This window comes from Bradyrhizobium sp. CFUWI (assembly GCF_056429085.1).
In genome coordinates this window covers 62303-86263 of record NZ_JBWJZE010000009.1, presented here as the reverse complement: position 1 = coordinate 86263, position 23961 = coordinate 62303, and the positions used below count along the sequence as shown (strand labels likewise).

General features: G+C 64.6%; 24 protein-coding genes. 8 read left to right on the top strand and 16 right to left on the bottom strand.

Annotated elements, in window-relative coordinates:
* Nucleotides 1–32 precede the first annotated feature (32 nt).
* On the bottom strand, nucleotides 33–557 hold the full coding sequence (locus tag AC066S_RS20530; RefSeq protein ID WP_478270467.1) for a FecR domain-containing protein: 525 nt from the start codon (nucleotides 555–557) through the stop codon (nucleotides 33–35).
* 691 nt (nucleotides 558–1248) lie between these two features.
* On the opposite strand from AC066S_RS20530, the gene AC066S_RS20525 reads away from it, so the two are divergent.
* Nucleotides 1249–2340, top strand: coding sequence for a DUF2778 domain-containing protein (locus AC066S_RS20525; protein WP_164718996.1), 1092 nt, complete (start codon nucleotides 1249–1251; stop codon nucleotides 2338–2340).
* Nucleotides 2341–2371: 31 nt separating this feature from the next.
* Here AC066S_RS20525 and AC066S_RS20520 read toward each other — a convergent pair whose 3' ends face one another.
* The 3 genes from AC066S_RS20520 to AC066S_RS20510 form a co-directional block, all read right to left on the bottom strand.
* Nucleotides 2372–3724, bottom strand: coding sequence for a caspase family protein (locus tag AC066S_RS20520; RefSeq protein WP_135169220.1), 1353 nt, complete (start codon nucleotides 3722–3724; stop codon nucleotides 2372–2374).
* Nucleotides 3725–3832: 108 nt separating this feature from the next.
* Complete coding sequence (locus tag AC066S_RS20515; RefSeq protein WP_135169221.1) at nucleotides 3833–4471, bottom strand: glutathione binding-like protein; 639 nt, start codon at nucleotides 4469–4471, stop codon at nucleotides 3833–3835.
* Between the two features lie 11 nt (nucleotides 4472–4482).
* Nucleotides 4483–5076 carry a cysteine hydrolase family protein gene (locus tag AC066S_RS20510; protein ID WP_135169222.1) on the bottom strand — a complete coding sequence of 198 codons (594 nt, stop codon included), beginning with the start codon at nucleotides 5074–5076 and terminating at the stop codon, nucleotides 4483–4485.
* A gap of 129 nt (nucleotides 5077–5205) precedes the next feature.
* On the opposite strand from AC066S_RS20510, the gene AC066S_RS20505 reads away from it, so the two are divergent.
* Nucleotides 5206–6045, top strand: a complete 840-nt coding sequence (locus AC066S_RS20505; protein ID WP_478270466.1) for a LysR family transcriptional regulator — start codon at nucleotides 5206–5208, stop codon at nucleotides 6043–6045.
* 126 nt (nucleotides 6046–6171) lie between these two features.
* Nucleotides 6172–6918 (top strand): signal peptidase I, encoded by a 747-nt coding sequence (gene lepB, locus AC066S_RS20500; protein ID WP_478270465.1) that lies wholly within the window; start codon nucleotides 6172–6174, stop codon nucleotides 6916–6918.
* Between the two features lie 62 nt (nucleotides 6919–6980).
* Here lepB and AC066S_RS20495 read toward each other — a convergent pair whose 3' ends face one another.
* From AC066S_RS20495 to groES, 3 genes are all read right to left on the bottom strand, one after another.
* A complete protein-coding gene (locus AC066S_RS20495) occupies nucleotides 6981–7268 on the bottom strand; it encodes a GIY-YIG nuclease family protein (RefSeq protein WP_478270464.1) in 288 nt (95 codons plus the stop codon).
* Between the two features lie 148 nt (nucleotides 7269–7416).
* Nucleotides 7417–9057 carry a chaperonin GroEL gene (gene groL / locus AC066S_RS20490; RefSeq protein WP_035696468.1) on the bottom strand — a complete coding sequence of 547 codons (1641 nt, stop codon included), beginning with the start codon at nucleotides 9055–9057 and terminating at the stop codon, nucleotides 7417–7419.
* 45 nt (nucleotides 9058–9102) lie between these two features.
* On the bottom strand, nucleotides 9103–9417 hold the full coding sequence (gene groES / locus AC066S_RS20485) for a co-chaperone GroES (protein WP_024340799.1): 315 nt from the start codon (nucleotides 9415–9417) through the stop codon (nucleotides 9103–9105).
* A 379-nt stretch (nucleotides 9418–9796) separates the two neighbouring features.
* Here groES and AC066S_RS20480 point away from each other — a divergent pair, with 379 nt between their 5' ends.
* Nucleotides 9797–10084, top strand: a complete 288-nt coding sequence (locus AC066S_RS20480; RefSeq protein ID WP_049820194.1) for an usg protein — start codon at nucleotides 9797–9799, stop codon at nucleotides 10082–10084.
* 325 nt (nucleotides 10085–10409) lie between these two features.
* Here the strand turns inward: AC066S_RS20480 and AC066S_RS20475 are convergent, their stop codons facing one another.
* Nucleotides 10410–12539 (bottom strand): O-linked N-acetylglucosamine transferase, SPINDLY family protein, encoded by a 2130-nt coding sequence (locus AC066S_RS20475; RefSeq protein WP_126257826.1) that lies wholly within the window; start codon nucleotides 12537–12539, stop codon nucleotides 10410–10412.
* 221 nt (nucleotides 12540–12760) lie between these two features.
* Between AC066S_RS20475 and AC066S_RS20470 the strand changes: the two genes are divergently transcribed.
* Nucleotides 12761–13288 carry a cupin domain-containing protein gene (locus AC066S_RS20470; RefSeq protein ID WP_126257827.1) on the top strand — a complete coding sequence of 176 codons (528 nt, stop codon included), beginning with the start codon at nucleotides 12761–12763 and terminating at the stop codon, nucleotides 13286–13288.
* A gap of 134 nt (nucleotides 13289–13422) precedes the next feature.
* Here AC066S_RS20470 and AC066S_RS20465 read toward each other — a convergent pair whose 3' ends face one another.
* From AC066S_RS20465 to AC066S_RS20435, 7 genes are all read right to left on the bottom strand, one after another.
* Nucleotides 13423–14673: a NupC/NupG family nucleoside CNT transporter gene (locus tag AC066S_RS20465; protein ID WP_135163153.1), complete on the bottom strand. Its 1251-nt coding sequence runs from the start codon at nucleotides 14671–14673 to the stop codon at nucleotides 13423–13425.
* A 320-nt stretch (nucleotides 14674–14993) separates the two neighbouring features.
* The gene (locus AC066S_RS20460; protein WP_100231326.1) at nucleotides 14994–15752 is read right to left on the bottom strand and encodes an SDR family oxidoreductase; all 759 of its coding nucleotides are present in this window, start codon (nucleotides 15750–15752) and stop codon (nucleotides 14994–14996) included.
* A gap of 24 nt (nucleotides 15753–15776) precedes the next feature.
* Complete coding sequence (locus tag AC066S_RS20455; protein WP_126257829.1) at nucleotides 15777–16535, bottom strand: proteasome-type protease; 759 nt, start codon at nucleotides 16533–16535, stop codon at nucleotides 15777–15779.
* Between the two features lie 191 nt (nucleotides 16536–16726).
* On the bottom strand, nucleotides 16727–17134 hold the full coding sequence (locus AC066S_RS20450) for a carboxymuconolactone decarboxylase family protein (RefSeq protein WP_028141193.1): 408 nt from the start codon (nucleotides 17132–17134) through the stop codon (nucleotides 16727–16729).
* Between the two features lie 70 nt (nucleotides 17135–17204).
* A complete protein-coding gene (locus AC066S_RS20445) occupies nucleotides 17205–18053 on the bottom strand; it encodes a transglutaminase family protein (protein ID WP_135169228.1) in 849 nt (282 codons plus the stop codon).
* Between the two features lie 168 nt (nucleotides 18054–18221).
* On the bottom strand, nucleotides 18222–19166 hold the full coding sequence (locus tag AC066S_RS20440; RefSeq protein ID WP_126257831.1) for an alpha-E domain-containing protein: 945 nt from the start codon (nucleotides 19164–19166) through the stop codon (nucleotides 18222–18224).
* Between the two features lie 4 nt (nucleotides 19167–19170).
* Nucleotides 19171–20589: a circularly permuted type 2 ATP-grasp protein gene (locus AC066S_RS20435; protein ID WP_126257832.1), complete on the bottom strand. Its 1419-nt coding sequence runs from the start codon at nucleotides 20587–20589 to the stop codon at nucleotides 19171–19173.
* Nucleotides 20590–20868: 279 nt separating this feature from the next.
* Between AC066S_RS20435 and AC066S_RS20430 the strand changes: the two genes are divergently transcribed.
* The 3 genes from AC066S_RS20430 (at nucleotide 20869) to AC066S_RS20420 (ending at nucleotide 22899) form a co-directional block, all read left to right on the top strand.
* Complete coding sequence (locus tag AC066S_RS20430) at nucleotides 20869–21606, top strand: competence/damage-inducible protein A (protein WP_135169230.1); 738 nt, start codon at nucleotides 20869–20871, stop codon at nucleotides 21604–21606.
* Nucleotides 21607–21648: 42 nt separating this feature from the next.
* The gene (gene gpt / locus AC066S_RS20425; protein WP_063195254.1) at nucleotides 21649–22176 is read left to right on the top strand and encodes a xanthine phosphoribosyltransferase; all 528 of its coding nucleotides are present in this window, start codon (nucleotides 21649–21651) and stop codon (nucleotides 22174–22176) included.
* 105 nt (nucleotides 22177–22281) lie between these two features.
* Complete coding sequence (locus AC066S_RS20420; protein WP_478270463.1) at nucleotides 22282–22899, top strand: hypothetical protein; 618 nt, start codon at nucleotides 22282–22284, stop codon at nucleotides 22897–22899.
* Nucleotides 22900–22924: 25 nt separating this feature from the next.
* On the opposite strand, the gene AC066S_RS20415 is transcribed toward AC066S_RS20420, so the two are convergent.
* Entirely contained in the window at nucleotides 22925–23947 is a 1023-nt protein-coding gene (locus AC066S_RS20415; RefSeq protein ID WP_126257835.1) for a methionine synthase, read from the bottom strand.
* Nucleotides 23948–23961 lie beyond the last annotated feature (14 nt).

Below are 23961 nucleotides of genomic sequence, written 5' to 3'. Positions count from 1 at the left end.
TCTTACTGGCCAAGTCTCTTACTGGCCAAGTCTTACTGGCCGAGCCTTGCCATCAGCGCGTCGACGCGCGGCTGGCCCCATGTCTTGATCGTCAACGGGCCGGTCGCTTCCACGTCGACGCCTTCGCCGGGACCGAGAACGACGCCGCGCCCGGGTGTCCTGCGGTTGACGCCGACCCGGCCGTCAGCGACGAAGACGGAGGTCTTGGCCTCGGCGGCATCGACGGCCCATCTGGTGCCGCGCACCGCGGCGATCGCCTGCGGCGTCAGCACCTTGAAGGCATTGCCCCGGGGCTTCCTGGGCACCTCGACCAGCAGCGCTTTGCTGCTCAACTCGACGGAGTCTATATGTCCGTCGCGGTTGGCGTCCTTTAGTTCAAATCTGGCGCCGTTTTCTGCGACGATGGTGATGCCGTTGTCGCAGCGCAAAATTTGTGTGCCCGCGGTGGATGGCGCTGCCGTGCAGCCCGCATTGGCCGCAGGCTGTGCAATTGCAGAACCAATCAACAGAAACAACGACGCCAGGGCGAAAAACCCGGCGCGCGCGAACCCACTCATGCCAGCCTCCGTTTGCGTGCTCGGCACAGTTCAAGGCGATGTTGATACGGTACCGTATCATCCGCAGAGGCTGCTGAAAAGTGCCGCCCTGTCAGCTATTTCCCCGCTGCGGCATTTTCCAGTCCGGTCCGATCAACTTTCGGTCAGGGAAGGCCGGTGCCACGTGAGTTGCGCTGTCCGACGCGTGATGGCGTGAGCGGCCCAACGCGGGCGCCAAGGGAGCGCCAAGAGAGCCAAGAGAGAGGTGGAGGGACACATCGCACGCCAGCCTCGCGCAATGCTTCCCCGTTATCATCCGGGCATTGAGGATCACGAAAAGGACTTGGTTGGATGCGCTTAAAGGCGCGGCCGGAGAGGTCCGCTGACTACACCGATCTGGCCGAGAATCATGGTTAACAGACGCGCCTAAGTCCGTACTTCTGCGGGCTTTTTTCTCAAAATGGGACAGCGTTGACGAGCCGCCCTACATCCGCCCGAACTTAATCCGCATTTAACTAAAAGTCGCCTTAATGACGCTCCGACCCTCTGCGAGATGCTGTTCCCGGATCGTGACCAGCGGCACTTTGAAGGGGGACTGAGTGACACCGTCCTGGACGCAAGGCGAATGAGTACGAGTATCGCTGCGCCGAGTAACGCGGCACGGAAATCGAAAAATTTCTCGAAAAGCCATTCGCGGAAATCTTCCCGGCAAATGACCACGACCAATTGGCTTGGCGCCGCGGCGATCGGCTGCGCCGTGATGGGCGCCGGCTGGACCATCTACAGCAACGTCTTCGGCGCGAGCGTCTATCCGACCGTCGGCAGCATCGGCTACGACGAGCCGGTGATCAAGCGGGCGCCCAAGGTCGCGCTGCGCGAGGCTGGCGAGGCCATCAAGGACGCTTTTGCCCTCCTGCCTGACCGGTTGCAGGTGGCAGCCCCGATCTCGCGCGAGATGTTCAACGAGCGCTTTGCCGCAGCTGCGACGCAGGGCGTGCCCTCGAATGCTTCGAGCGCCGCATCCGCGACCCAGGTTGCGGTGGCTAACGACCCGCCGAAGCAGAGCGTGATCGCCAAGGTCGCGGAAGCGCTGAAGCCGTCGGCCCCGGCCAAAGTCGCCGACAAGACCACCGACAAGGCCGCAGACAAGACCAAGCGCGCTCCGGATGCCCAGATCCAGCTCGCCTCGGCCGATCCGGCCCAGATCGTGCCGGCACCCGAAGGCAAGAAATCGTTCGCCGATCGCGCCAAGGCCGCGGTGATGTCGATCACCTCGCCGCGTCAGTCGATGGTGGAAAAGCTCTGGGGCAAGCGTGATCCGTCCGGCGGGCTGCTTGCTTATGCCTCGGCCGATGCCAGCATCACCGCGTCCATCGCGCCGAAGGAGCAGAACCCGATGTTCGGCGGCGCGCCGCCCTATGAGCGCGACACCGCGGTCTACGACATCACCGCCAAGACGGTGTATCTGCCCGACGGCACCAAGCTCGAGGCGCATTCCGGCCTCGGCTCCAACCTCGACGACCCGCGCTCCCAGCGCCAGCGCATGCGCGGCGTGACGCCGCCGCACATCTACACGCTGAAGCCGCGCGAGGCGCTGTTCCACGGCGTGCCCGCGCTGCGCCTGACCCCGATCGGCGGCGAGAGCGCGATCTACGGCCGCGACGGCCTGCTCGCGCACACCTTCATGCTCGGGCCGAACGGCGATTCCAACGGCTGCGTGTCGTTCAAGGACTATTACGCGTTCCTCGACGCCTACCGCAACAAGGGCATCCGCAAGCTCGCGGTGCTGGCGCGGGTGGAGTGAGGCGAAGCGCGCCTCACCGCTTTCTGCACGATCAACGCTTGACGAAAACAAGATTGCAGGCGCGCGCCTCGTTGCGCTTGCCGGTGCCGCGGCTGCGATCGAACTGCGCATCGACCGTGAAGGCGTAAGGCGAGCCCGGCGCGAGGTTGTTGAGCGTGTACGCGCTTGCTCCGGTCGTTCCGCGCGCGCTCAACGTCGTCCTGCCGTCGGCCGGGATCTGGCCGTCGATCTCCAGGCGGTTGACGTCCTTGCCTTGAGCCTCGGCGTGAAACACGCCGTTGGTGACGGTGGCGACCAGGGGCCTGGTGAAACCCTGCGCTTTGCCGGCGGGCGGGCAGTTCAGGGTCACGTCCCAGTGGCCGTCGAAATCATTGCTGCCGGTGGCTCTGGCATTGCCGCTCGGTACTACTGCCACCTTCTGCTTCAGGCTGTCGATCCGCGCCTTGGCGAGGCCGGCGAAGCTGCAACTCGAAAATCGCGCCAGATGATCCTCGAAGACGCCGACGGTGCCGATGCCGTCCGCTGCCTTCCAATGGGCCTCCGCGGCCGCGCAAGGGTCGGGCCGCGGCGCGGCTTGCGGCGCCGCGGGGGCGACTGTGACAGATACCGGGCCGTTCAGATAGAACTTGCCGATGATCGACAGTGACAGCTCCGGCAGCTGGGTCTTGCCGCTGGCGTCATAGACGTCGCTGCTGATGTCGCGAAAGACGTCGCCGATCTCCTGCGGCTCCTCGATGTGCTTCAGGAACGCCGTCGTGTAGGGGCTGTTGCGGCCGACGCCGTCGGCGGCGACCTGGCCTGATTGCGTCGAGAACGACACGATGGTGCCGCGCGGCGCCTCGACCTTCGACAGGCCGCGCCCGATCGAGGCGGCCCGCGTCGTGCCGGCGGAGCGTTTGAGCGTTTCTGCCAGCGGATTGTCGCGGCAGGAATCGAGCACCAGGATGCGCAGGTTCTTGGCCTGCTGCAGGTCGTTCACGATGTCGTCGACCCGGACGAAACGCTTGAGGTCCGCTTCATCGGTCAGCGAGGCGTCGACGGGCATCAGATAGTTCACGCCGTTGTACTGCATCGCATGGCCGCTGTAATAGAACAGGGCGACGTCGGCTCTGCTCGCCGCGCGCGCGAAGCGGATGGTCAGGTCCTGCATGTCGGCCTGGCGCAAATCGATGCCTTGAATCACCTCGAAGCCGCTGCGCCTCAGCGAAGCCGCCACGTCCTCGGCATCGTGCGACGGATTGGGGAGCCGCGCCGTCGAGGCATAGGCGCCGTTGCCGATGACGAGCGCGACCCGCGTCTCGGCTGATGCGGGACCAAGGCCGAGCCAGCAGGCGAGGAGAGCCAGAGAGAATCCGGGCAGGTGAAGACCTGAAACAGCGCGCATGAAAACCGTCCGGGAAATATTGAAAAATATCTCCCAGATTAGCGCATGCCGCGCCGGCATCAATGCCCTCGCGACGGGGCGACCGGATCCGCCGGCCGTGACATCCTGTCACGCAGCGCTGGCCGCCACGGTCTTGCGCAGCGCCATCTCGGTCGCGATCGCCTCCCGCACGGCGGGGCGCGCCTGCATGCGCGCGAGATAGTCCGACAAGGACGGCCATTGCGCGATGTCGACTCCCGCGGGACGCAGCAGCAGCAAGGCCCAGGTGAGGTGCGCATCCGCCACCGTGAAGCTGTTGCCGACGAGGAATTCGCGCTGCGCCAGATGCGCAGATGGCACCGACAAGGTCTGCATGATCCTTGCGCGCGGCTTGGCGAGCGAGCCGTCGTCCTTGTACCAGAAGGCTGGAAACAGGAACGCCTTGTGAATCTCGGCGCCGACGAAGCTCAGCCATTCCTGGAGGCGATAGCGATCGGGATCGCCGGGCGGCGGCGCAAGACGCGCCTCCGGCTTCGCATCGGCGATGTATTGCAGCACGGCCGCGCTCTCGGTCAGCCGCTCGCCGTTCTCCAGCACCAGGACCGGCACCGCGCCTTTCGGCGACAGGTCGCGGAAATCGCTGCCGTCGTCCACGACCTGCTTGGTCCAGATATGGGCGAGGTGATACCGCGCCTCGATACCGGCCTCCATCAGCGCGATGCGGCTCGAGAGCGAGCAGGCCATCGGGAAGAAATAAAGCTGCAGCATCGCACGCTCCATCAAGTCAGTGCTTCGACTTGCGCGATGATCGCGAAGCGATCCGAGAGTTCGGCCAGCGCGACCTGATGAATCGTCCGGGCGTCCAGCGTGCCGCCGCGGCCGTCGGGCAGGTCGCGGGTGGCGCAGGCGTCGGCCGCGATCGTCGTGCGCAGGCCAAGGTCGAGCGCGGCGCGGGCGGTCGAGGAGACGCACATGTGAGTCATGAAGCCGGCCAGCACGATGTTCTTGCGTCCGGTTGCGGCAAGGCGCGCTTGCAGATCGGTGCCGGCGAACGAGTTCGGCAGCGCTTTCTCGATCACGGGCTCGCTCGCGAGCGGTGTCAGGCGCTCGACGATCGCGCCGCGCGCGGCCTCGCGGTCGAACAGGCCGCCGGCGCGGCCCTTGTGCGCGACATGGAAGATCGCGGCTCCGCTCTCCCGTGCGCGCGCGAGCAGGCGCGCCGCCGCGGCGATCGCGGGTTGCGCATCGGGCAGGGCTAGCGGACCGGCACAATATTCGTTCTGGAGGTCGATCAGCACGAGGCAGGCCTCTTTGAGCTTCGGCGGATCGAGATCGGCGCCGGCGAGTTCGAGCAGGGTCTTCGGAGCGGTCATGCGGGGCGGGCCTTCCAGGGATATCGGATGCGCGACACTAGCGCGGCGACGGCCTGCCATTGTGCAGGACTATTGCAGCTTATGGCTGCAGATTTGCAGGGCGCGGCATCGCCTGCTAGGCTCGCCGGAATGAACTGGGACGATCTGCGCATCATTGCCGCGGTGAGGGACGAGGGCACCTATGCCGGCGCCAGCGCGCGGCTGCGCATCGACGAGACCACCGTCGGCCGCCGGCTCGCGCGCATCCAGCGCGATCTCGGCGTGCCGCTGTTCGATGCGGTGGACGGCCAGCGCCGGCCGACGCGCCATTGCGAGGCGGTGCTCGAGCATGTCGGGGCGATGGCCGCCCACGTCGCGGCGATCGACCGCATCAAGGAGAGCCAGCCGGGCCCGGTCGGCCGCCTGCGCATCGCCTCGACCAACGCGGTCGCCGAAGAGCTGCTGGCGCCGCGGGCAAGCAGCTTCCTGCGCGATCATCCCGGCCTGACCCTGCAATTCCTCACCTCCAGCGGCAACGTCAAGTTCTCGCGCTGGCAGGCCGATCTCGCCATCCGCCTGCGCAAGCCCGAGAAGGGCGACTTCACCATCTCCAAGCTCGGCGACGTCAGGCTGTATTTCTTCGAGCCCGCCGACCGCTCGGGCGGCGAGCCCATCGCCTGCGTCTATCCGGACGAGCTCGACGCGATCCCCGAGCAGCAATTCCTCCGTGCCAAGCGTCTGACGAACGCGCGCTGCGTCACCGACAATGTCCGCATCATCCGCACCATGATCCAGTCGCATCAGGCCATCGGCGTGCTGCCCGAACACAGCTGCGGGCCGCTGCTCGCCGACCGCAGCCTGCGCGCCACGCTGCTGCCGAGGCGCCGCGACGTCTGGCTCCTGGTGCAGAACCATCTGAAGCGCGATCCGGCGACGCGCGTGACGATCGAGTGGGTACGTCACTGCTTCAAGGATTTGTCACACGGCTGATCGCTGGCGACGTTCATGATCTCGCATTGAACGCGGGCCGCGCGATGTGCGACCAAGTTCACGGAGCAGGGATTGCGCGCGCCAAGGTTGCGTAATCTCGTGAGGAGACTTGACCGGGGCAAGCGCATGACCACTCTTTCGCAAACGATCCGGCCCTCGACAGCCCAGTCGCGGGAATGGAAGGCGATTCTCATCCTGATCCTCATGGTCCCGGTGCTGTGGTCGCCGCTGATCCTGTTTCGCTTCGTCCTGTACCAGCCGTTCAGCATCCCTTCGGGTTCGATGACGCCGGCGCTTATGGTCGGCGACAACGTCTTCGCCGCCAAATACGCCTACGGCTACGGCCGCTATTCCTTCCCGTTCGCGCCGTCCTGGATCTCGGGCCGCGTCCTTGCCGCCGATCCGGAATACGGCGACATCGTCGTGTTCCGGACGGCGAAGGACAATTCGGTCGACTACGTCAAACGCGTGGTCGGGCTGCCCGGCGACCGCATCCAGATGCGGCAGGGCCGGCTCGTCCTCAACGACCGTCCGGTGACGCGCGTCGCCCTGGAGAGGAAGCTCGCCGGCACCACCTGCGGCGTCGACGAGGGCGCCACCGTCAAGCGCTGGCGCGAGACGCTGCCGAACGGCGCGTCCTATGTCACCCACGACTGCGCCGACGACGGTTTCCTCGACAATACCGCCGTCTTCACGGTGCCGCCCGGCCACTTCTTCGTGCTCGGCGACAACCGCGACAATTCCACCGATAGCCGCATGTCGACGTTCGGCTTCGTGCCGATGGACAACCTGATCGGCAAGGTGACGCGGATCATCTGGTCGCTCGACGAAGACGGCGAGCCGCACTTCGAGCGGCTGGGAAAGGTGGAGTGAGGCTTGCCCGTCATTCCGGGGCGGCGCGCAGCGCCGAGCCCGGAATCCATTGATCCGCAAGTTCAGACCGCAATCTGTGGATACAGGTCGATCCACTGAGGATTCTTCTCCTCAATGAACCGCACCTTCCATTCCCGCCGCCACTTCTTCAATTCCTTCTCGCGCGTAATGGCAGTGACGGGATCGTCGTAGATCTCGAACCAAACCAGCCTGTCGACGCAGTACCGCTTGCTGAATCCAGCGGCGACTTTGCTCTTGTGTTCGTGGATGCGGCGGATGATGTCATTCGTCACGCCGATGTAAAGCGTGCCGTATTTCTTGCTGGCGAGGAGGTAAACGTAATAGGCCATGAGCAAGCGGTGAAATGGATTCCGGGCTCGCGACTTCGTCGCGCCCCGGAATGACCGATCTTGCTACTTTTGCGTGTGACACGCAAAACAAAAACCCCGGCATCGCTGCCGGGGTTTCGCATTTCTTGACTGTGTCTGAAAGGCTGGATCAGAAGTCCATGCCGCCCATGCCGCCGCCCGGGGGCATCGCCGGGCCGGCGCCGCCCTTCTTGGGCAGCTCGGCGACCATGGCTTCCGTGGTGATCAGCAGGGCTGCAACCGAGGCAGCGTTCTGGATCGCGGTGCGGACCACCTTGGTCGGGTCGATGATGCCCTTCTTGACGAGGTCGGCATATTCGCCGGTCTGGGAGTCGAAGCCGTAATTGTAGGCCTTGTTCTCCAGGATCTTGCCGACGATCACCGAGCCGTCTTCACCGGCGTTGATCGCAATCTGGCGAGCGGGAGCCGACAGCGCCTTGCGCACGATCTCGACGCCGGTCTTCTGGTCGTCGTTCTTGGTGCGCAGGCCCTTGAGCTGCTCGGAGGCACGGAGCAGGGCGACGCCGCCGCCCGGGACGATGCCTTCCTCGACAGCCGCGCGGGTCGCATGCATCGCGTCATCAACGCGATCCTTGCGCTCCTTGACCTCGACCTCGGTCGCGCCGCCGACGCGGATCACCGCGACGCCGCCGGCGAGCTTGGCCAGACGCTCCTGGAGCTTCTCACGGTCGTAGTCCGAGGTGGTTTCCTCGATCTGCGCCTTGATCTGGGCCACGCGCGCCTCGATGTCGGCCTTCTTGCCGGCGCCGTTGACGATCGTGGTGTTCTCCTTGTCGATCATCACCTTCTTGGCGCGACCGAGCATGTTGAGCGTGACGTTCTCGAGCTTGATGCCGAGATCTTCCGAGATCGCCTGGCCGCCGGTCAGGATCGCGATGTCCTGCAGCATGGCCTTGCGGCGATCGCCGAAGCCCGGCGCCTTGACGGCCGCGACCTTGAGGCCGCCGCGCAGGCGGTTCACGACCAGGGTCGCGAGCGCCTCGCCTTCGACGTCCTCGGCGACGATGACCAGCGGCTTGCCGGTCTGCACCACGGCCTCGAGCAGCGGCAGCAGCTCGTTCAGCGAGGAGAGCTTCTTCTCGTTGATGAGGATGTAGGCGTCGTCCATCTCAACGCGCATCTTGTCGGCGTTGGTGACGAAGTAGGGCGAGATGTAGCCGCGGTCGAACTGCATGCCCTCGACGACGTCGAGCTCGGTCTCGAGCGACTTGGCTTCCTCGACGGTGATGACACCCTCGTTGCCGACCTTCTTCATGGCGTCGGACAGGAACTTGCCGATCTCCTGGTCGCCGTTGGCCGAGATGGTGCCGACCTGGGCGATCTCGTCGTTCGAGGTGACCTTCTTGGAGTTCTTCTGCAGGTCCGCAACGACGGCTTCGACCGCGAGGTCGATACCGCGCTTCAGGTCCATCGGGTTCATGCCGGCGGCGACCGACTTGGCGCCTTCACGCACGATCGCCTGGGCCAGCACGGTGGCGGTGGTGGTGCCATCGCCGGCCGCGTCAGCGGACTTGGAGGCGACTTCGCGCACCATCTGGGCGCCCATGTTCTCGAACTTGTCCTCGAGCTCGATCTCCTTGGCGACGGTGACGCCGTCCTTGGTGATGCGGGGAGCGCCGAACGACTTGTCGAGCACGACGTTGCGGCCCTTCGGGCCGAGCGTGACCTTCACCGCGTTGGCGAGAATGTCGACGCCGCGCAGCATCTTGTCGCGCGCATCAACCGAGAATTTGACTTCTTTGGCTGCCATGTGGATTTTTCCTTGGATGTTTGACTGGAGGGAGGAGAGGGGCTCTTAAGCCGCCTTCTTCTTGGACTCGCTGACTTCGAGAACGCCCATCACGTCGCTCTCCTTCATGATCAGCAGGTCCTGGCCGTCGATCTTGACCTCGGTGCCGGACCACTTGCCGAACAGCACGCGGTCGCCGACCTTCAGGTCGATCGGGATCAGCTTGCCGGATTCGTCGCGGCCACCGGGACCAACGGCGACGACTTCGCCCTGGGAGGGCTTTTCCTTGGCAGTGTCGGGAATGATGATGCCGCCAGCGGTCTTCTCTTCTGCGTCGATGCGCTTGACCACGACGCGGTCGTGAAGCGGACGGAATTTCATGCAGTCCTCCTAAGCATTTGCTCGGGTTGAGATTTTGAGATTGTTAGCAATCGGTGCCCGCGAGTGCTAGCACACGCGGAGCTGAAATAGGACAGGAATTTTGCGGGAGCAAGGGTTTGTAGCAAAAAAATCAGCACTCGGAAGCGAGGATTGCCAGCTTCTCTCGCCATCGTTAACCGAGCCTCGCCCCCGTATTAGCACGGAGCGTCCTCTGCTGCTAACGCGTTGAATTTCAACAGCTTGTTAAACTTTTGGGCTTGAGATGAATTGTCAGTTTGCGTCACATTTCTCTCATGTGAGCGCATCAGTACCGGGTGGCTCGTAAGGCGCACACCGACCAAGCCGCCCCTTGAATGCGCTCCTGCAAAGGAGGTCTGGCATGGGACTGCGGAATGGGGCCGTTTCCGAGGATTTCCGGAAACAGATGTTGGGTTACGGGCTGACGACGGCGCAGATCCTCTATCGGATGCCGGATCATCCCTCGCTGCTTCAGACCTACGTCTGGCAGAACTACGACATGTTTCCGAAATTTCCGGCGCTGAAGGATTTCCTGGCGTTCTGGCAGGAGAAGCTCGACGGCCCCCTGCATTCGGTCACCGTGGCGCATTCCAAGCTGATCAAGCCGGCCGAGCTGCGCGCCGTGGACGGCGTGTTCCGGCTGCATTGAGAGAACACAGGTCTCGAAGAGTGGGCAAAGGCGCCCCTGCGCCGTGCCCACGATCTTTCCAACCCGGCCACAGACGCGTGGGCACGCTTCGCTTTGCCCACCCTACGTTATCTCTTCGATACTCCGTTGGAGCTGCGCCGGGCTGCATTGAGACGAACATAGGTCTCGTAGGGTGGGCAAAGGCGCCCTTGCGCCGTGCCCACGATCTTTCCAATGCGGCCACGGACGCGTGGGCACGCTTCGCTTTGCCCTACGATATCTCCTCGATATCTCCGTTGGAGCCGCGCCGGGCGAGCGCGCTATCCCGTCATTGCTTGAGGGGAAATCAGGCGGCGCTGCTGCAATAGCGCTGCCACATCGCGCGATAGGCCTCGTCCACCGCCCGTGCGTATGAGACCGGGTTGCCGGCGGCCGCAGCATTGATCCGTCCGGGCAGCTCGCGGCGCAACTGATCGAGCGTGCCGATCTCGGCCGCATGGCTGGTGGCGATCTCGATATAGGCCGCATCGCTGTCCGCGACCCAGTCCGGCAGGCCAAGTGCGGTGAGGATGGACCCGGCCGCACGGCTGGGCAGGCTGCTGCCGAGCTTCGCCACCACCGGCACGCCCATCTGCAAGGCTTCCCACGTGCTGACGCCGCCATTCTGCGGGAACGGGTCGAGGGCGATATCGACGCGATTGAACGACGCCAGATGTTCGTCGCGCAAGGTGGCTCCGAGCAGATCGACGCGCTCGACCGGCAATCCGCAAGCCGCAAACCGCGCCAGCAGATTGTCGCGGACCAGTTGATCGTCCAGCGCAACGTCCTTGATCAGCAGGCGCGAACCCGGCACCCGTTCGAGAATCCTGGCCCAGACCTTTGCTGCCTCGTCCGAGATCTTGCTGATGCGGTTGAAGACACCGAATGTGACGAATCCGTTCGCGATCGCCGGGGTCGGCGCGCGGTCGATCCCGGCCGGCAGTGGCGTCAGTGTCACGAAGCAGGGCAGGTCGACAACAGTCTCCGCAAACAAATGCCGGACCGTCGAAGGAATCGCGACGGGGTCCGAGAACAAATAATCGATGGTCGGCAGCCCGGTCCCCGTGCCGTGGCCCCAGCCGTGCACCTGGATCGGGGCCGGCTTGCGCGCAAACACGCTGAGGCGGTTTCCCCTGGTGTGGCCGGACAGATCGATCAAGATATCGACGCCATCGGCGCGGATCTCCGCGGCGAGGCGATCGTCGGTCCATTGCGAGGCATCGCGCCAGCGGTCGGCGATCCCCTGAAATTCCCGGGTCGTCGCGTCAAGTTTGGACGAACAGGAATAGCACACGATCTCGAACTGGGCCCGGTCATGGTGCTGCAGCACCGGCTTGAAAATGAACGCGGCCGAATGCGCGTTGAAGTCCGACGAGACATAGCCGAGCACCAGACGGCGATCCGCCTCGCGGCTGTTGTCATGCGGTCCCGCCGCTTCCGAGGCGATCTTCGCGCCGATCCGCTCCCACCATAATTGCCGCGCCTGTTGATGCTGCTCGACGCCGGCATCCGCCATGAAATCCAGCGTGAATATCTTGTTGGAGATCGCGCTCTGAAGGTCAGGCTGGATGTCGAGGGCTCTGTCGAAGCTGGCGAGGGCTTCCTCGACCCGCCCAAGTCCGGCGAGACAAAGGCCCAGTACCAAGTGAGCTTGAATGGAATCGGGAGCGATCGCGAGGGCCTTCTCGCAATCGTGCGATGCCTTGGCAATTTGCTGGATCTGGAGCAGGACACCGGCCCGCGCGATCCATCCATTCGCGTCGTCGGGGGCCAGCGCGATGGCCCGATCGCCGTCTGCCAGGGCTTCGTCAAATCGCTGGAGTTCCCGCAAAGCGATGGCGCGGTTCGCGAGCGCCGCCGCATAGTCGGGCTTGATCGAGAGCGCGCGGTTCAGGCTCGCGACGGCCTCGTCATAGTTGCGCTGACGGCAGAGCGCCCAGCCCCGGCCATTATGGGCTTCGGCAAGCCCTGGGTTGAGCACGAGCGCCTTGTCGTAGCTGTGCAGCGCCTCGTCGTGACGGTCGAGGGCGACGCTCGCATTGCCGAGATTGGACAGGGTTAGCGCGTGGTTGCGTCGCAAGGCGAGGGCTTTTCGATAGCTCGCGCAGGCCTCCTCGTGACGCCGTAGTCCGTTGAGGGCGACGCCCAGGCTCATATGAGCGTCGGCCGACCGCGGATCGACGGCGACCGCCCGGCTCAGCAGGATTTCGGCTTGCTGATAGTTTTTGGCATCGGATTCCAAAATGCCGAGCATGTGCAGCGCGATGAATTGCTTGGGTGCGAGCTGCAGGAGCTGGCGATAGGCGGCCTGGGCCTCCGGCAGGAGTCCCATCTTGTGCAGCTGGAGTGCGTGCCCGAGCAATGGCAGCACTTCGGCCTTTTGTCGTTTCTGAAGCCGGGCATTTTGAAATGCACGCTGGCCTACGCTGCCGCCCATGAATCAATTCCCCCAGAATCTCAGGGGCGAGACTAATTCAGCGTGAGAACCAATACGAGACGCCGGCCGTCCGCCACGACAGCTTGGGGCAAGCTACGACTTGATTGGACATGGAGTGACGGGCCCTTGCGCCCGCAATTGCTGCCTCGTCCAAGACTGGATAATCTGCCTTCGGGTTGTCCCCCGTTCGGCGGGCGCGGCTCAGATCAGGGAGGCAGACAATGGCCAAGCAAAAGGCATCAAGACCCGCAACGAAGGCCGCGGTGAAGAAGCGCAGCGGCGCAAAGGCCGCGGCGCGATCCTCGGCGCGCAAGGCGGTCAAGGCGAAGGCACGCATTGTGGCGCCGAAAAAGCCCGCGCGCCCGCGGCAACGCATCGCCATCAGCCATCACCGCGAGGAAGACTTCAAGGCCGACGGCCTGCGCGCCTACGCGAAATACCGCGACCTCGGCATTGCCGAGGCCACCCACGGTCTCGCGCAGGCGCATGTGATCCGCCTGCAGGGCCCCTGCAATCCGGCCGAGGTCTCGAAGCTGCACTTCCACGACGTCGAATTCCAGATGGTCTACGTGCTCAAGGGCTGGGTGAAGACCTACATGGACGGGCAGGGCGAGACGCTGATGAAGGAAGGCAGCGCCTGGACCCAGCCGCCGAAGATCAAGCACATGATCCTGGATTACTCCGATGACGTCGAGCTGCTGGAGGTGATCTTGCCGGCGGAGTTCAGAACGGTGGAGTTGAAGGCGTAGGGAGCTGTCCGAAACGCGCACCTATCTCTGTCCACTCGTCATTGCGAGCGAAGCGAAGCAATCCAGAAATTCATCTGCGGGAACGGTCTGGATTGCTTCGTCGCAAGGGCTCCTCGCAATGACGGCGGAGAGACCTACGCCACCACCCCCACCACCGCGCCCATCACGCACGTGGTCAGCGTTCCCGACACGATCGACTTCAGCCCGAGCGCGTTGATCTCCTCGCGCCGCTCCGGCGCCATCACCCCTAGGCCGCCGATCATGATGCCGAGGCTGGCGAAATTGGCGAAGCCGCACATCGCGTAGAGCATGATCAGGCGCGAGCGCGGATCGAGCGCGCCGGGCGGCAGCTTCGAGAAGTCGACATAGGCAATCAACTCGTTGAGCACGGTCTTGGTGCCCATCAGGCTGCCGGCGGTGACGGCCTGATCCCACGGCAATCCCATCAGCCAGCACACCGGCGCCATCACCAGGCCCAGCAGCCGTTGCAAGGAGATCGCGGCGCCGCCGATCTCAGGCAGCAGGCCGAGCATGGCATTGACGAGATAGACCAGCGCCACCAGCACCAGCAGCATGGCGACGATGTTGAGCAGCAGCTCGAGGCCGGCGGTGGTGCCCTTCACGATCGCGTCCATCGTGCCGGACACGTCCATCTCGGGATCTTCAAGCACGCCGCCGGTGCGCTTGTCCGAGATTTCAGGCACCATGATCAGGCTGACGAGGATCGCGGCCGGCGCGCCCAGCACGGAGGCGATCACGAAATGCGCGGCGGCGTCGGGGATGAGGGGAGCAAGCAGCGTCGCATAGAGCACCAGTACCGTGCCGGCGATGCCGGCCATGCCGCCGGTCATCACCAGGAACAATTCGCTGCGCGTCATCTGCTTGAGGTAGGGCCGCACGAACAGCGGGGCCTCGACCATGCCGAGAAAGATGTTGGCGGCCGTCGACAGGCCCACCGCGCCGCCGACGCCGAGCGTTCGCTCCAGCAGCCAGGCCATGCCGCGCACGATTGGCGGCAGCACGCGCCAGTGGAACAGCAGCGTCGTCAGCACGCTCATGACCAGCACGATCGGCAGCGCCTGGAACGCCAGGATGAAATCGGCGCCCGGCACCTTGACATCGAAGGGCAGGGGGCCGCCGCCGATATAGCCGAACACGAAGGCGGACCCGGCGCGCGAGGCCGCGGAGATCGCACCGACCGCGTCATTGATGGCGCCAAAGGCATGCGCGACGACCGGCAGCTTCAGCAGCACGATCGCAGTGGCGAAGGTGACGACGAGCCCGACCGCCGCCTGTCGCAGCGACACGGCGCGCCGGTTCTCCGCCAATGCGAAGGCGATCAACAGCAATACGAAAATGCCGAGTGCCGATTGCAAGCGCAGCATGATGTCCCCAAACCCCCAATGATTATGGCCGCGGCTGCGCTGCAAAGGCAATGCCGGGCGGTCCGGGACGCGGCCGAGGTCTCGTGTCCCGGCTCTGCGCTGCAACGCGTCAGCGTTGCAGCGCAGAGCCGGGACCCAGGAGACCAGGAACGAGATCGCGGAGGCATGGCCCCCGGCTCGGCAGCGTGATCGTATGCCGCGCTGCGTCCGGGGCACGAGACCGATGCCCCGGATTGCTGCCCGCAAGGAGGGCACGGACAGAGCACAGCGGAATCAATGAGATCCCTACTGTGCATGGGGTTGTTTTTCAGTTTTTGAGATCAGCCCCGTCCGACGAACGGCATCTTGGTGGCCATCACCGTCATGGTCAGCACGTTGGCATCGAGCGGCAGGCTGGCCATATAGGCCACGGCATCGCCGACAGCCTTGGCGTCCATGCGCGGCTCGTGCTTGGTGGTGCCGTCCGGCTGCAGCACGCCGGGACCGTTGACCATGCGGTCGGTCATCGGCGTCGCGGCATTGCCGATATCGACCTGGCCGACCGCGATGTCGTACATGCGGCCGTCGAGGTTGCTGGCCTTGGTCAGGCCGGTGATGGCGTGCTTGGTCGAGGTGTAGGCCGCCGAGAACGGCCGCGGCGCATGCGCCGAGATCGAGCCGTTGTTGATGATGCGGCCGCCGCGCGGGGTCTGGTCCTTCATGATGCGGAAGGCGTGCTGGGTGCACAGGAACGGCCCGGTGAGGTTGGTGTTCACCACCGCCTGCCACTGCTCGAGGCTGAGATCCTCGAAGTTCACGGCTGGCGCGCCCATGCCGGCATTGTTGAACAGCACGTCGAGGCGGCCATAGGTCGCCTTCACCTTGTCGAACAGCGCGGCGATGGAATCCGGCTTGGTCATGTCGGCGGTGACGCACAGGCTTTTTCCCGCCGGGCCGAGCTTTGCGGTCTCCTCGAGCATGTCGAGCCGGCGCCCGGTGAGCACCACGGTGAAGCCGGTATTCATCAGCGCCAGCGAGGCCGCGCGTCCGACGCCGGTGCCGGCGCCCGTCACCACGGCGATCTTTTTTGCTTCACTCATCGTTTCCTGCCTTTTCTCATGTTGTCAGGTTTTCGGTTCTTTTTCGTTCTTGTAGGGCGGCCGCGGAATGTTCTGATGCGCTGCGCGCAGCGCCGCCGACCAGCGCGAGCGCAGGTCGTGGAAATAGGGCTCGCCCGCCTCGATGCGGTGGTTGAGATCGGCCTCGCAGGCATCCGAGCGCACCACCAGCACGTCGATCGGCAGGCCGACGCCGAGATTGGAGCGCATCGTCGAGTCCATCGAGATCAGGCCGGTCTTCAGCGCCTCGTAGAGCTCGACGTCGTAATGCATGGCACGATCGAGCACCGGCTTGCCGTATTTGTGCTCGCCGATCTGCAGGTAGGGCGTGTCGGTGGTGCACTCGATGAAATTGCCGGCGGTGTAGACCATGAACAGGCGCATCCGGGAGCCCTTGATCTGGCCGCCGAACAGGAAGGAGACGTCGAAGGACACGTCCTCGGACTTCAAGGCAGGGCCTTCGGTGGCGTGCACCGCCCGGATCGCCCGGCCGATGCGCTGGGCGGCCTGGAACATGGTCGGCGCGTTCATCAGCGTCTCGAGCTCGCCCGTATTGGGGTCCTCCAGGCCTTCGGTCAGCGTGGAGAGCACCGACTGGCTGATGGCGAGGTTGCCGGCGCTGGCGATCGCCATGATGCGCTCGCCGGGCTTGGAGAAGATGTGGAGCTTGCGGAAGGTCGAGACGTTGTCGAGGCCGGCATTGGTGCGGGTGTCGGCGATCATCACCAGACCGTCCCGAACCAGAATTCCGCAGCAATAGGTCATTTCCATTCCTCGAACGCGTTTGCGCGGAATTACTAGCCAATTTCAAGGGCCGCTCCAACCCCCGATTCCGGCCGTCATTCCGGGGCGCGACGAAGTCGCGAGCCCGGAATCCATTCATCCACGAACTCTGTGGCCCGATGGATTCCGGGTTCGCGCTGTGCGCGCCCCGGAATGACAGTCATCCTTGTCGTTCAATCCGCTGCATCGACCAGAAACGCCTCGTCGACGGGCACGCCGAGCGCCGTGACCAGCCGGTTGGTCTCCGCGGCCATGCCGACAATGGCGAGCATCTCGGCATATTCGGCCTCGGTCATGCCCTTGGCTCGTGCGGCGGCGGTGTGCGAATGAATGCAGTAGCTGCAGCCATGCGCGATCGAGACCGCCACGTAAAGCATTTCCTTGACCTTGGGATCGAGCGCGCCGGGCGCCATCACCTCCTTGATGCTCTCCCAGGTCCGCCGCAGCGTCTTCGGATCATGCGCCAGCGCGCGCCAGAAATTGTTGACGAAGTCCGACTTCCGCACCTTGCGGATATCGTCGAAGACGGCGCGCGCTTCGGTGGAGAGTTCATCGTCCGAAAGCAGCTTGACGGTGGCCATGTGGTACCTCGCGGGGGGCAGGTCTGATCCCCGCGAGTGTAGCACGACCCATGTGTTCGGACGGCGGCGCCTAGCCCTGCCGCTGGGATTGCGATTGCGACGGCCCGCCACGGCCGGCCTGCTCGACCTTCACGGCCACCGTCAGCGTCTCCGTGCCGCCGCCATAGCGGGTGCCGCGTACCGGGGCCGCGCCGAGATAGTCGAGCCCGATCGCGACGCGGACATGGGCGTCGGTGGCGCAGATGCTGTTGGCGGGATCGAAGCCGACCCAGCCGAGATCGGGCACAAAGGCCTCCGCCCAGGCGTGCCCGGCGTCCTGATGCAACAGACCGTCCGCGCGCAGGAAGTGGCCGGAGACGAAGCGCGCCGGCACGCCGCCGGCGCGGGCGCAGGCAATGAAGATGTGCGCGTAGTCCTGGCACACCCCGCGCTTGAGCGTGAACGCCTCCGCCGCCGAGGTGCCGCTATGGGTCGGGTCCTCGTCGAACGTCATGTGGTCGGCAATCTCAGTCATCAGCGTATGCAGGAAGCCGAGCGTGTCGCTCTCGGCCTCGCCGCGCAACTGACGCGCGACCGCCGTCATCGCCGGATTGACGGAGGTGAGGTCGGTCGAGCGCAGGAACATGCCCGCCGGAAAGCGTTCGTCGGCGCCTCGCAGCACGCCGCCGGTATCGTGGGTCTCGATCAGCCCTTCGGCCGTGATCTGGATGTCGCCGACGGGCCCGCAGGACAGCACGTGGGTGACGTTGCCGAACGCATCCTCATGCGTGTCGAGCTTGGTGTCGGTGGAGACGTCGATCTGCCATTCCGCCACATATTGCCCGTCATGGCTGCCGGGAGTCATGCGCAGGATCTGGATCACGCTCGTGGCCGGCGGCTCGTAGCGATAGGTCGTGGTGTGCAGGATTCGCAGGCGCATGGTGGACCGTGTCGTTGGTTGTGAGGCCCGACTGTTGCCGCAAAGAAACTCGTCATGCCCGGGCTTGTCCCGGGCATCCACGCTCTTCCTCGCCGCGTGAAAGCAAGAACGTGGATGGCCGGGACAAGCCCGGCCATGACGGCATCCCATTTTGTCAGTCGATGGACATCAAATCAAATACTGCTTCGTGATGATTTCGCCCAGCCTGGAATTGTCCGTGATGAATTCCTGAATGAATTCATGCACGCCGTGCTGGAAAATGTCGTTCATGTTGCTGTGTTCCAGCCGGTTGCGGATGCCGCGGGCGTGGCGCTGGGCCGCGCCCTGGCGGCCATAGGCGACGCCGATCTGGTCGAGGTTGCGCACGAGATTGCCGTAGCAGCTGGCCAGCGAACGGGGCAGCGTGTCGTTGAGGATGAGCAGGTCCGCGATCAGCCAGGGCTTCAGCGTCTCGCGATAGACCCAGTGATAAGCCGTCAGCGCCGAGACCGAGCGCAGGATCGAGCTCCACTGATAGAAGTCGAGCGGGCCGCCGACATGCTCCTCCTCGGGCAGCAGCACGTGATACTTCACGTCGAGAATGCGCGCGGTGTTGTCGGCGCGCTCGAGGTGCACGCCCATCCGAGAGAACCAATAGGCGTCGTTGCGCAGCATGGTCCGGTAGGCCGAGCCGTCGAAGCGCAGCGAGGTCTCCTGCACGAAGCGGAGGAATTTGGCGAGCTCCTCTCGCGTCGAGGCGCCCTTGCTCCACACCGCCTGAAGCTCGATCCAGGCCGAGTTGATGGTGTCCCACATCTCGCTGGTCAGCGCGGTGCGCACCGAACGCGAATTCAGCCGCGCCGACTCGATGCAGTTCCTGATCGAGGACGGGTTGTCCGCGGAGAACGAGAGGTATTCGACGACGTTGTGCTCGTTGGCTTCCTCGTAGGTCTGATAGAAGCTGGCGGCGACGCCGGCGGTGAGCAGCGCCGAGTCCCATTCATTGGTCTTGCCGATATAGGCGGCGGGAAGCGCGGTGACGCGCAGCGTCGCGTCGATGGTGCGCGCGAGATATTCGGCCCGTTCGACGTAGCGGGCGAGCCAGTAGAGGTTTTCGGCGGTACGCGACAGCATCTGACTACTCGTCCAGGATCCAGGTGTCTTTGGTGCCGCCGCCCTGGCTCGAATTCACCACCAGGGAGCCTTCCTTCAGCGCGACACGTGTCAGGCCGCCCGGCACGATCGTGGTGCTCTTGCTGCCGGTGAGCACGAAGGGCCGCAGGTCGACATGGCGTGGCGCAAGGCCCGATGCCGTGCAGGTCGGGCAGGTCGAGAGCGCCAGGGTCGGCTGCGCGATGAAACCCTCCGGCTCGCGCTTGAGCTTCTCGCGGAATGCTTCGATCGTGGCTTTCGTCGCAGCGGGGCCGATCAGCATGCCGTAGCCGCCGGAGCCGTGCACTTCCTTGACGACGAGCTCGCTTAGATTGTCCAGCACGTAGGCTAGATCCTTCGGCTCGCGGCAGCGCCAGGTCGGCACGTTCTTCAGGATCGGCTCCTCGCCGAGATAGAATTTCACGATGTCCGGCATGTAGGAGTAGATCGCCTTGTCGTCGGCAATGCCGGTGCCGACGGCGTTGGCGAGCGTGATGTTGCCGGCCGCATAGGCCGACATCAGCCCGGGCACGCCGAGCACGGAATCGGGACGGAAGGTGAGGGGATCGAGGAAGTCGTCGTCGACGCGGCGATAGATCACGTCGACCCGCTTCAGCCCTTCCGTCGTCCGCATGAACACTTCGTTGTTCTTGACGATGAGATCGCGGCCCTCGACCAGCTCGATGCCGAGCTTGTCGGCCAGGAAGGAGTGCTCGTAATAGGCCGAGTTGTAGACGCCGGGCGTGAGCAAGGCCACCGTCGGCTCGCTGGACGCGCTTTGCGGCGCGACCGAGCGGAGCGCGGCGAGCAGCTCATCCGGATAGCGCTCGACCGGCGCCACCCTGTGGCGGGCGAACAGGTCCGGAAACAGCCGCATCATGATCTCGCGGTTTTCCAGCATGTAGGACACGCCCGAGGGCGTGCGGGCATTGTCCTCCAGCACGATGAAGTCCTCGGCATCGACGCGGACGATATCGATGCCGGCGATGTGCACATAGACGTCGTGCGGCACTTGCTGGCCGTTCATCTCGGGCCGGAACACCGGATTCTGGAAGATCAAGTCGTCAGGCACGATTTCGGCGCGGAGGATGTCGCGGCCGTGATAGATGTCGCGCAGGAACATGTTGAGTGCGCGCACGCGCTGCTTCAGGCCCTTCTCCAGCAACGTCCATTCCCTGCCGGACATGATCCGCGGGATCACGTCGAACGGGATCAGGCGCTCGGTGGACTCGGCCTCGCCGTAGACCGCGAAGGTGATGCCGATCCGGCGGAACAGGAGCTCGGCCTCCTGGCGGCGATATTCCAGCGCCTCGGGAGGCGTCTCCTTGAGCCAGCGCGCCAGCTCCTGATAGGCGGGGCGAAGGTCCCCGCCGGGAATGTTCATTTCATCAAACGCGACTGCCATAGATCCCGACTTGTCTCCGCAAGGCGTTGCGCCATTGCACAGGCCGCAAGGCCTTGTTGAAGACCGCAACGTCCTGTGGCCATGCGGCAAGAGTGCATGACTTTCATGTGGTAGCAAGGGCCGGGCCAGCGCGATAAGCATGGACTGGCAGCATTTGCCTGGGGTGGCCGGCGGCTTGCCCGAAAAAATGGCGGAGGACTGCTTATTTCGGCAGCAAAACCGCGTGACTTCAACGCGTTACCCCGGCAAAGTCGACGCTACAGGTGAGGGACTTAAGTTATGAGCGAGATCGTCACGGCGGGCATTCTGGTCATTGGCGACGAGATCCTGTCCGGCCGAACCAAGGACAAGAATATCGGTTTCATCGCCGAATACCTGACCAATATCGGCATCGACCTGAAGGAAGTCCGGGTCGTCTCCGACGACGAGGCCGACATTATCGCGGCCTTGAATGCACTGCGGCATCGCTACGCCTACGTCTTCACCACTGGCGGCATCGGGCCGACCCATGACGACATCACCGCCGACAGCGTCGCCAAGGCGTTCGGGGTCGGCATCGACCACCACCCGGAGGTCGTCGCTCGTTTCCGCGAGCGCTGGAGCGAGCAGGATCTCAACGAGGCCCGCCTGCGCATGGCCCGCATCCCCGACGGTGCCGAGCTGATCCAGAGCGCGACCATCCTCGCTCCCGGCTTCAAGATCGGCAATGTCATCGTCATGGCGGGCGTGCCCTCGATCATGCAGGCGATGATGGACATCGTTGCGCCCAAGCTGAAGTCGGGCATGCGCATGCTCTCCGATACGGTGCGCGCCAATGCGCGCGAGGGCGACATCGGCGGTCCGCTGCGGGCGATCGCCGCCGCCCATCCCGACACCATCATCGGCAGCTATCCCTTCATGGACGAGGACTCGAAACCGAACACCAACCTGGTGGTGCGCTCGCGCGATCCCGAAAAGCTGGCGGCAGCGATGGCTGCAGTGAAGGAGATGCTGGCAGGATTGAACGTCAGCCGTTAAAGCCGGCGGCTTGCTGGACGTTTTACGACGCAGGAGACGACAATGGCTGGTGAAGCACCGGAACTGAGCGCACAGGAGCGGGCGGGCAGGGCCTTTCCGGTCTCGTGGGACCAATTCCACCGCGATTGCCGGGCGCTGACCTGGCGGCTCAACGAGGTCGGTCCGTTCCACGCGGTGATCGCGATCACGCGCGGCGGCCTCGTGCCGGCCGCGATCGTGGCGCGCGAGCTCGGCGTGCGCGTGATCGATACGGTCTGTATCGCCAGCTACGATCACGACAAGCAGGGCGAGCTCCAGGTCCTCAAGGGCATTTCGGAACAGGCCATGAAGCTTGGCGGAGGCACCGGCAAGGGGCTGTTGATCGTCGACGACCTCGTCGATACCGGCAAGACCGGCCGGCTGGTGCGCGAGATGCTGCCCGATGCGCATTTCGCAACCGTCTACGCCAAGCCGAAGGGCCGCCCGCTGGTCGACACCTTCATCACGGAAGTCTCGCAGGACACCTGGATCTTCTTCCCCTGGGATACCGCCTTGTCCTATCACCCGCCGCTGCGCGACGGGGCGGCGTAGGGGGAGTCATTCCGGGGCGATGCGAAGCATCGAACCCGGAATCTCGAGATTCCGGGTCTGGTCCTTCGGACCATCCCGGAATGACGACAGCAGAATAGTCGCCCCATGCCCCTGCAAAACCGCGTCACGCCCACAGGCGACATCATCGCCACTCCGCATCGCGGCATGTTCACCGGCAATCGCGGCATCATCCACGATCCCGCGACGAAGACGCTGCTGACGAAGCGCTGGTCGTCGCCGGCCTGGATCACCTGCCTATGCGAATTTCGCGGCTGGCGGCGGCCGGTGATGGCGCGGCGGAGCTGGACCGAGCTGTTCTTTCTCGACGAAGCCACCGCCCTTGCCGCAGGGCACCGCCCCTGCTTCTTCTGCCGCCGCGACGATGCCAACCGCTTCCGCGCGGCATGGGAGCGAGGCAATGGCGCAAGTAAGGTGAGCGCAAAGGCAATGGACGCCCAGCTGCATCAGGAGCGTCTGGACCAGGGCCGCAAGCGCATGCACGCGCTGCAGGTGCCGCTCGCAGACTTGCCCGATGGCGCGATGGTGCAGCAGGGCGAGCAGAGCTATCTCATAGCGAAAGGCCGGCCGTTGCTATGGTCGCCCGCCGGCTATGCCCGCACCGAGCGCGAGCCGGAGAGCCCGATGTTGCTGACGCCTCCGTCCACATTGCGGGCGCTGAGCGCCGGATATCGGCCGGCGCTGCATCCGACCGCTCTGGACTAGCAGAGGGACTTGCGCATCGCCGCCGTCACCCCAGCTTCTCGCGCGCCAGCGCGGCGCCGGCGCCGAGCGCCATCAGCTTGGCCTCGGCGATCTCCCGCCGCATCGGCGCCATGCCGCAATTGGTGGTGGCGATGATGTTGCTCTTGGGCACGAATTTCGACACCGCGTCGATCACCTTCACGACGTCCTCGGCGGTCTCCACCGTGTCGCTGGCGACGTCGATCACGCCGGCCTGCACGATCTTGGTCTTGAGCAGCGCCAGCAGGTCGAGCGGCACCTTCGAATTGCGGCACTCGATCGCAACCTGCTGGATCGGGCTCGCGTCGATTGCCGGGAAGATCTGCTCGTACTGCCGCCATTGGCTGCCGAGTGTTTCCTTCCAGTCGGTGTTGGCCTTGATGCCGTAGCCGTAGCAGATGTGAACGGCGGTTGCGCAGGTGAGGCCTTGCGCCGCGCGCTCCAGCGCCTTGATGCCCCAATCGTTGACCTCGTCCATGTAGACGTTGAAGGCGGGCTCGTCGAACTGCACGAGATCGACGCCGTCGGCCTGCAAGGCCTTGGCTTCCTCGTTGAGCAGCTCGGCGAAGGCAAACGCCATCTTGACGCGATCGCCGTAGTAGCGATCGGCGATGGTGTCGATGATGGTCATCGGGCCGGGCAGCGTGAACTTCAGCTTCTTCCCGGTGTGCATACGCGCCACCCGCGCCTCGAAGGCATGGACGCGATCCTTCAGGCGGAGCGGCGCGATGACCTGCGGCACCATCGCCTTGTAGCGGTCTTTACGGATGCCCATCTCGACCTTGTGAGCGAAATCGATGCCTTCGATCTTCTCGAGGAAGCCGTGGACGAAATGCTGACGGGCCTGCTCGCCCTCGGTGACGATGTCGATGCCGGCGTCCTCCTGGATCTTCAGCCAGATCAGCGTCGCGTCGCGCTTGGCGCGGAGAAGCTCGTCGCCTTGCGACTTCCAGGGCGCCCAGAGCATGTTGGGCTCGGCGAGCCATTCCGGCTTCGGCAAGGAGCCGGCGATCGTGGTTGGAAACAGCATGGCGGCCCTCCCGG

Bases quoted from the DNA above. Each gene is read 5' to 3' on its own strand.
- AC066S_RS20530 (WP_478270467.1), bottom strand. From the start codon at position 557: ATGAGTGGGTTCGCGCGCGCCGGGTTTTTCGCCCTGGCGTCGTTGTTT.
- AC066S_RS20525 (WP_164718996.1), top strand. From the start codon at position 1,249: ATGACCACGACCAATTGGCTTGGCGCCGCGGCGATCGGCTGCGCCGTG.
- AC066S_RS20520 (WP_135169220.1), bottom strand. From the start codon at position 3,724: ATGCGCGCTGTTTCAGGTCTTCACCTGCCCGGATTCTCTCTGGCTCTC.
- AC066S_RS20515 (WP_135169221.1), bottom strand. From the start codon at position 4,471: ATGCTGCAGCTTTATTTCTTCCCGATGGCCTGCTCGCTCTCGAGCCGC.
- AC066S_RS20510 (WP_135169222.1), bottom strand. From the start codon at position 5,076: ATGACCGCTCCGAAGACCCTGCTCGAACTCGCCGGCGCCGATCTCGAT.
- AC066S_RS20505 (WP_478270466.1), top strand. From the start codon at position 5,206: ATGAACTGGGACGATCTGCGCATCATTGCCGCGGTGAGGGACGAGGGC.
- lepB (WP_478270465.1), top strand. From the start codon at position 6,172: ATGACCACTCTTTCGCAAACGATCCGGCCCTCGACAGCCCAGTCGCGG.
- AC066S_RS20495 (WP_478270464.1), bottom strand. From the start codon at position 7,268: ATGGCCTATTACGTTTACCTCCTCGCCAGCAAGAAATACGGCACGCTT.
- groL (WP_035696468.1), bottom strand. From the start codon at position 9,057: ATGGCAGCCAAAGAAGTCAAATTCTCGGTTGATGCGCGCGACAAGATG.
- groES (WP_024340799.1), bottom strand. From the start codon at position 9,417: ATGAAATTCCGTCCGCTTCACGACCGCGTCGTGGTCAAGCGCATCGAC.
- AC066S_RS20480 (WP_049820194.1), top strand. From the start codon at position 9,797: ATGGGACTGCGGAATGGGGCCGTTTCCGAGGATTTCCGGAAACAGATG.
- AC066S_RS20475 (WP_126257826.1), bottom strand. From the start codon at position 12,539: ATGGGCGGCAGCGTAGGCCAGCGTGCATTTCAAAATGCCCGGCTTCAG.
- AC066S_RS20470 (WP_126257827.1), top strand. From the start codon at position 12,761: ATGGCCAAGCAAAAGGCATCAAGACCCGCAACGAAGGCCGCGGTGAAG.
- AC066S_RS20465 (WP_135163153.1), bottom strand. From the start codon at position 14,673: ATGCTGCGCTTGCAATCGGCACTCGGCATTTTCGTATTGCTGTTGATC.
- AC066S_RS20460 (WP_100231326.1), bottom strand. From the start codon at position 15,752: ATGAGTGAAGCAAAAAAGATCGCCGTGGTGACGGGCGCCGGCACCGGC.
- AC066S_RS20455 (WP_126257829.1), bottom strand. From the start codon at position 16,535: ATGACCTATTGCTGCGGAATTCTGGTTCGGGACGGTCTGGTGATGATC.
- AC066S_RS20450 (WP_028141193.1), bottom strand. From the start codon at position 17,134: ATGGCCACCGTCAAGCTGCTTTCGGACGATGAACTCTCCACCGAAGCG.
- AC066S_RS20445 (WP_135169228.1), bottom strand. From the start codon at position 18,053: ATGCGCCTGCGAATCCTGCACACCACGACCTATCGCTACGAGCCGCCG.
- AC066S_RS20440 (WP_126257831.1), bottom strand. From the start codon at position 19,166: ATGCTGTCGCGTACCGCCGAAAACCTCTACTGGCTCGCCCGCTACGTC.
- AC066S_RS20435 (WP_126257832.1), bottom strand. From the start codon at position 20,589: ATGGCAGTCGCGTTTGATGAAATGAACATTCCCGGCGGGGACCTTCGC.
- AC066S_RS20430 (WP_135169230.1), top strand. From the start codon at position 20,869: ATGAGCGAGATCGTCACGGCGGGCATTCTGGTCATTGGCGACGAGATC.
- gpt (WP_063195254.1), top strand. From the start codon at position 21,649: ATGGCTGGTGAAGCACCGGAACTGAGCGCACAGGAGCGGGCGGGCAGG.
- AC066S_RS20420 (WP_478270463.1), top strand. From the start codon at position 22,282: ATGCCCCTGCAAAACCGCGTCACGCCCACAGGCGACATCATCGCCACT.
- AC066S_RS20415 (WP_126257835.1), bottom strand. From the start codon at position 23,947: ATGCTGTTTCCAACCACGATCGCCGGCTCCTTGCCGAAGCCGGAATGG.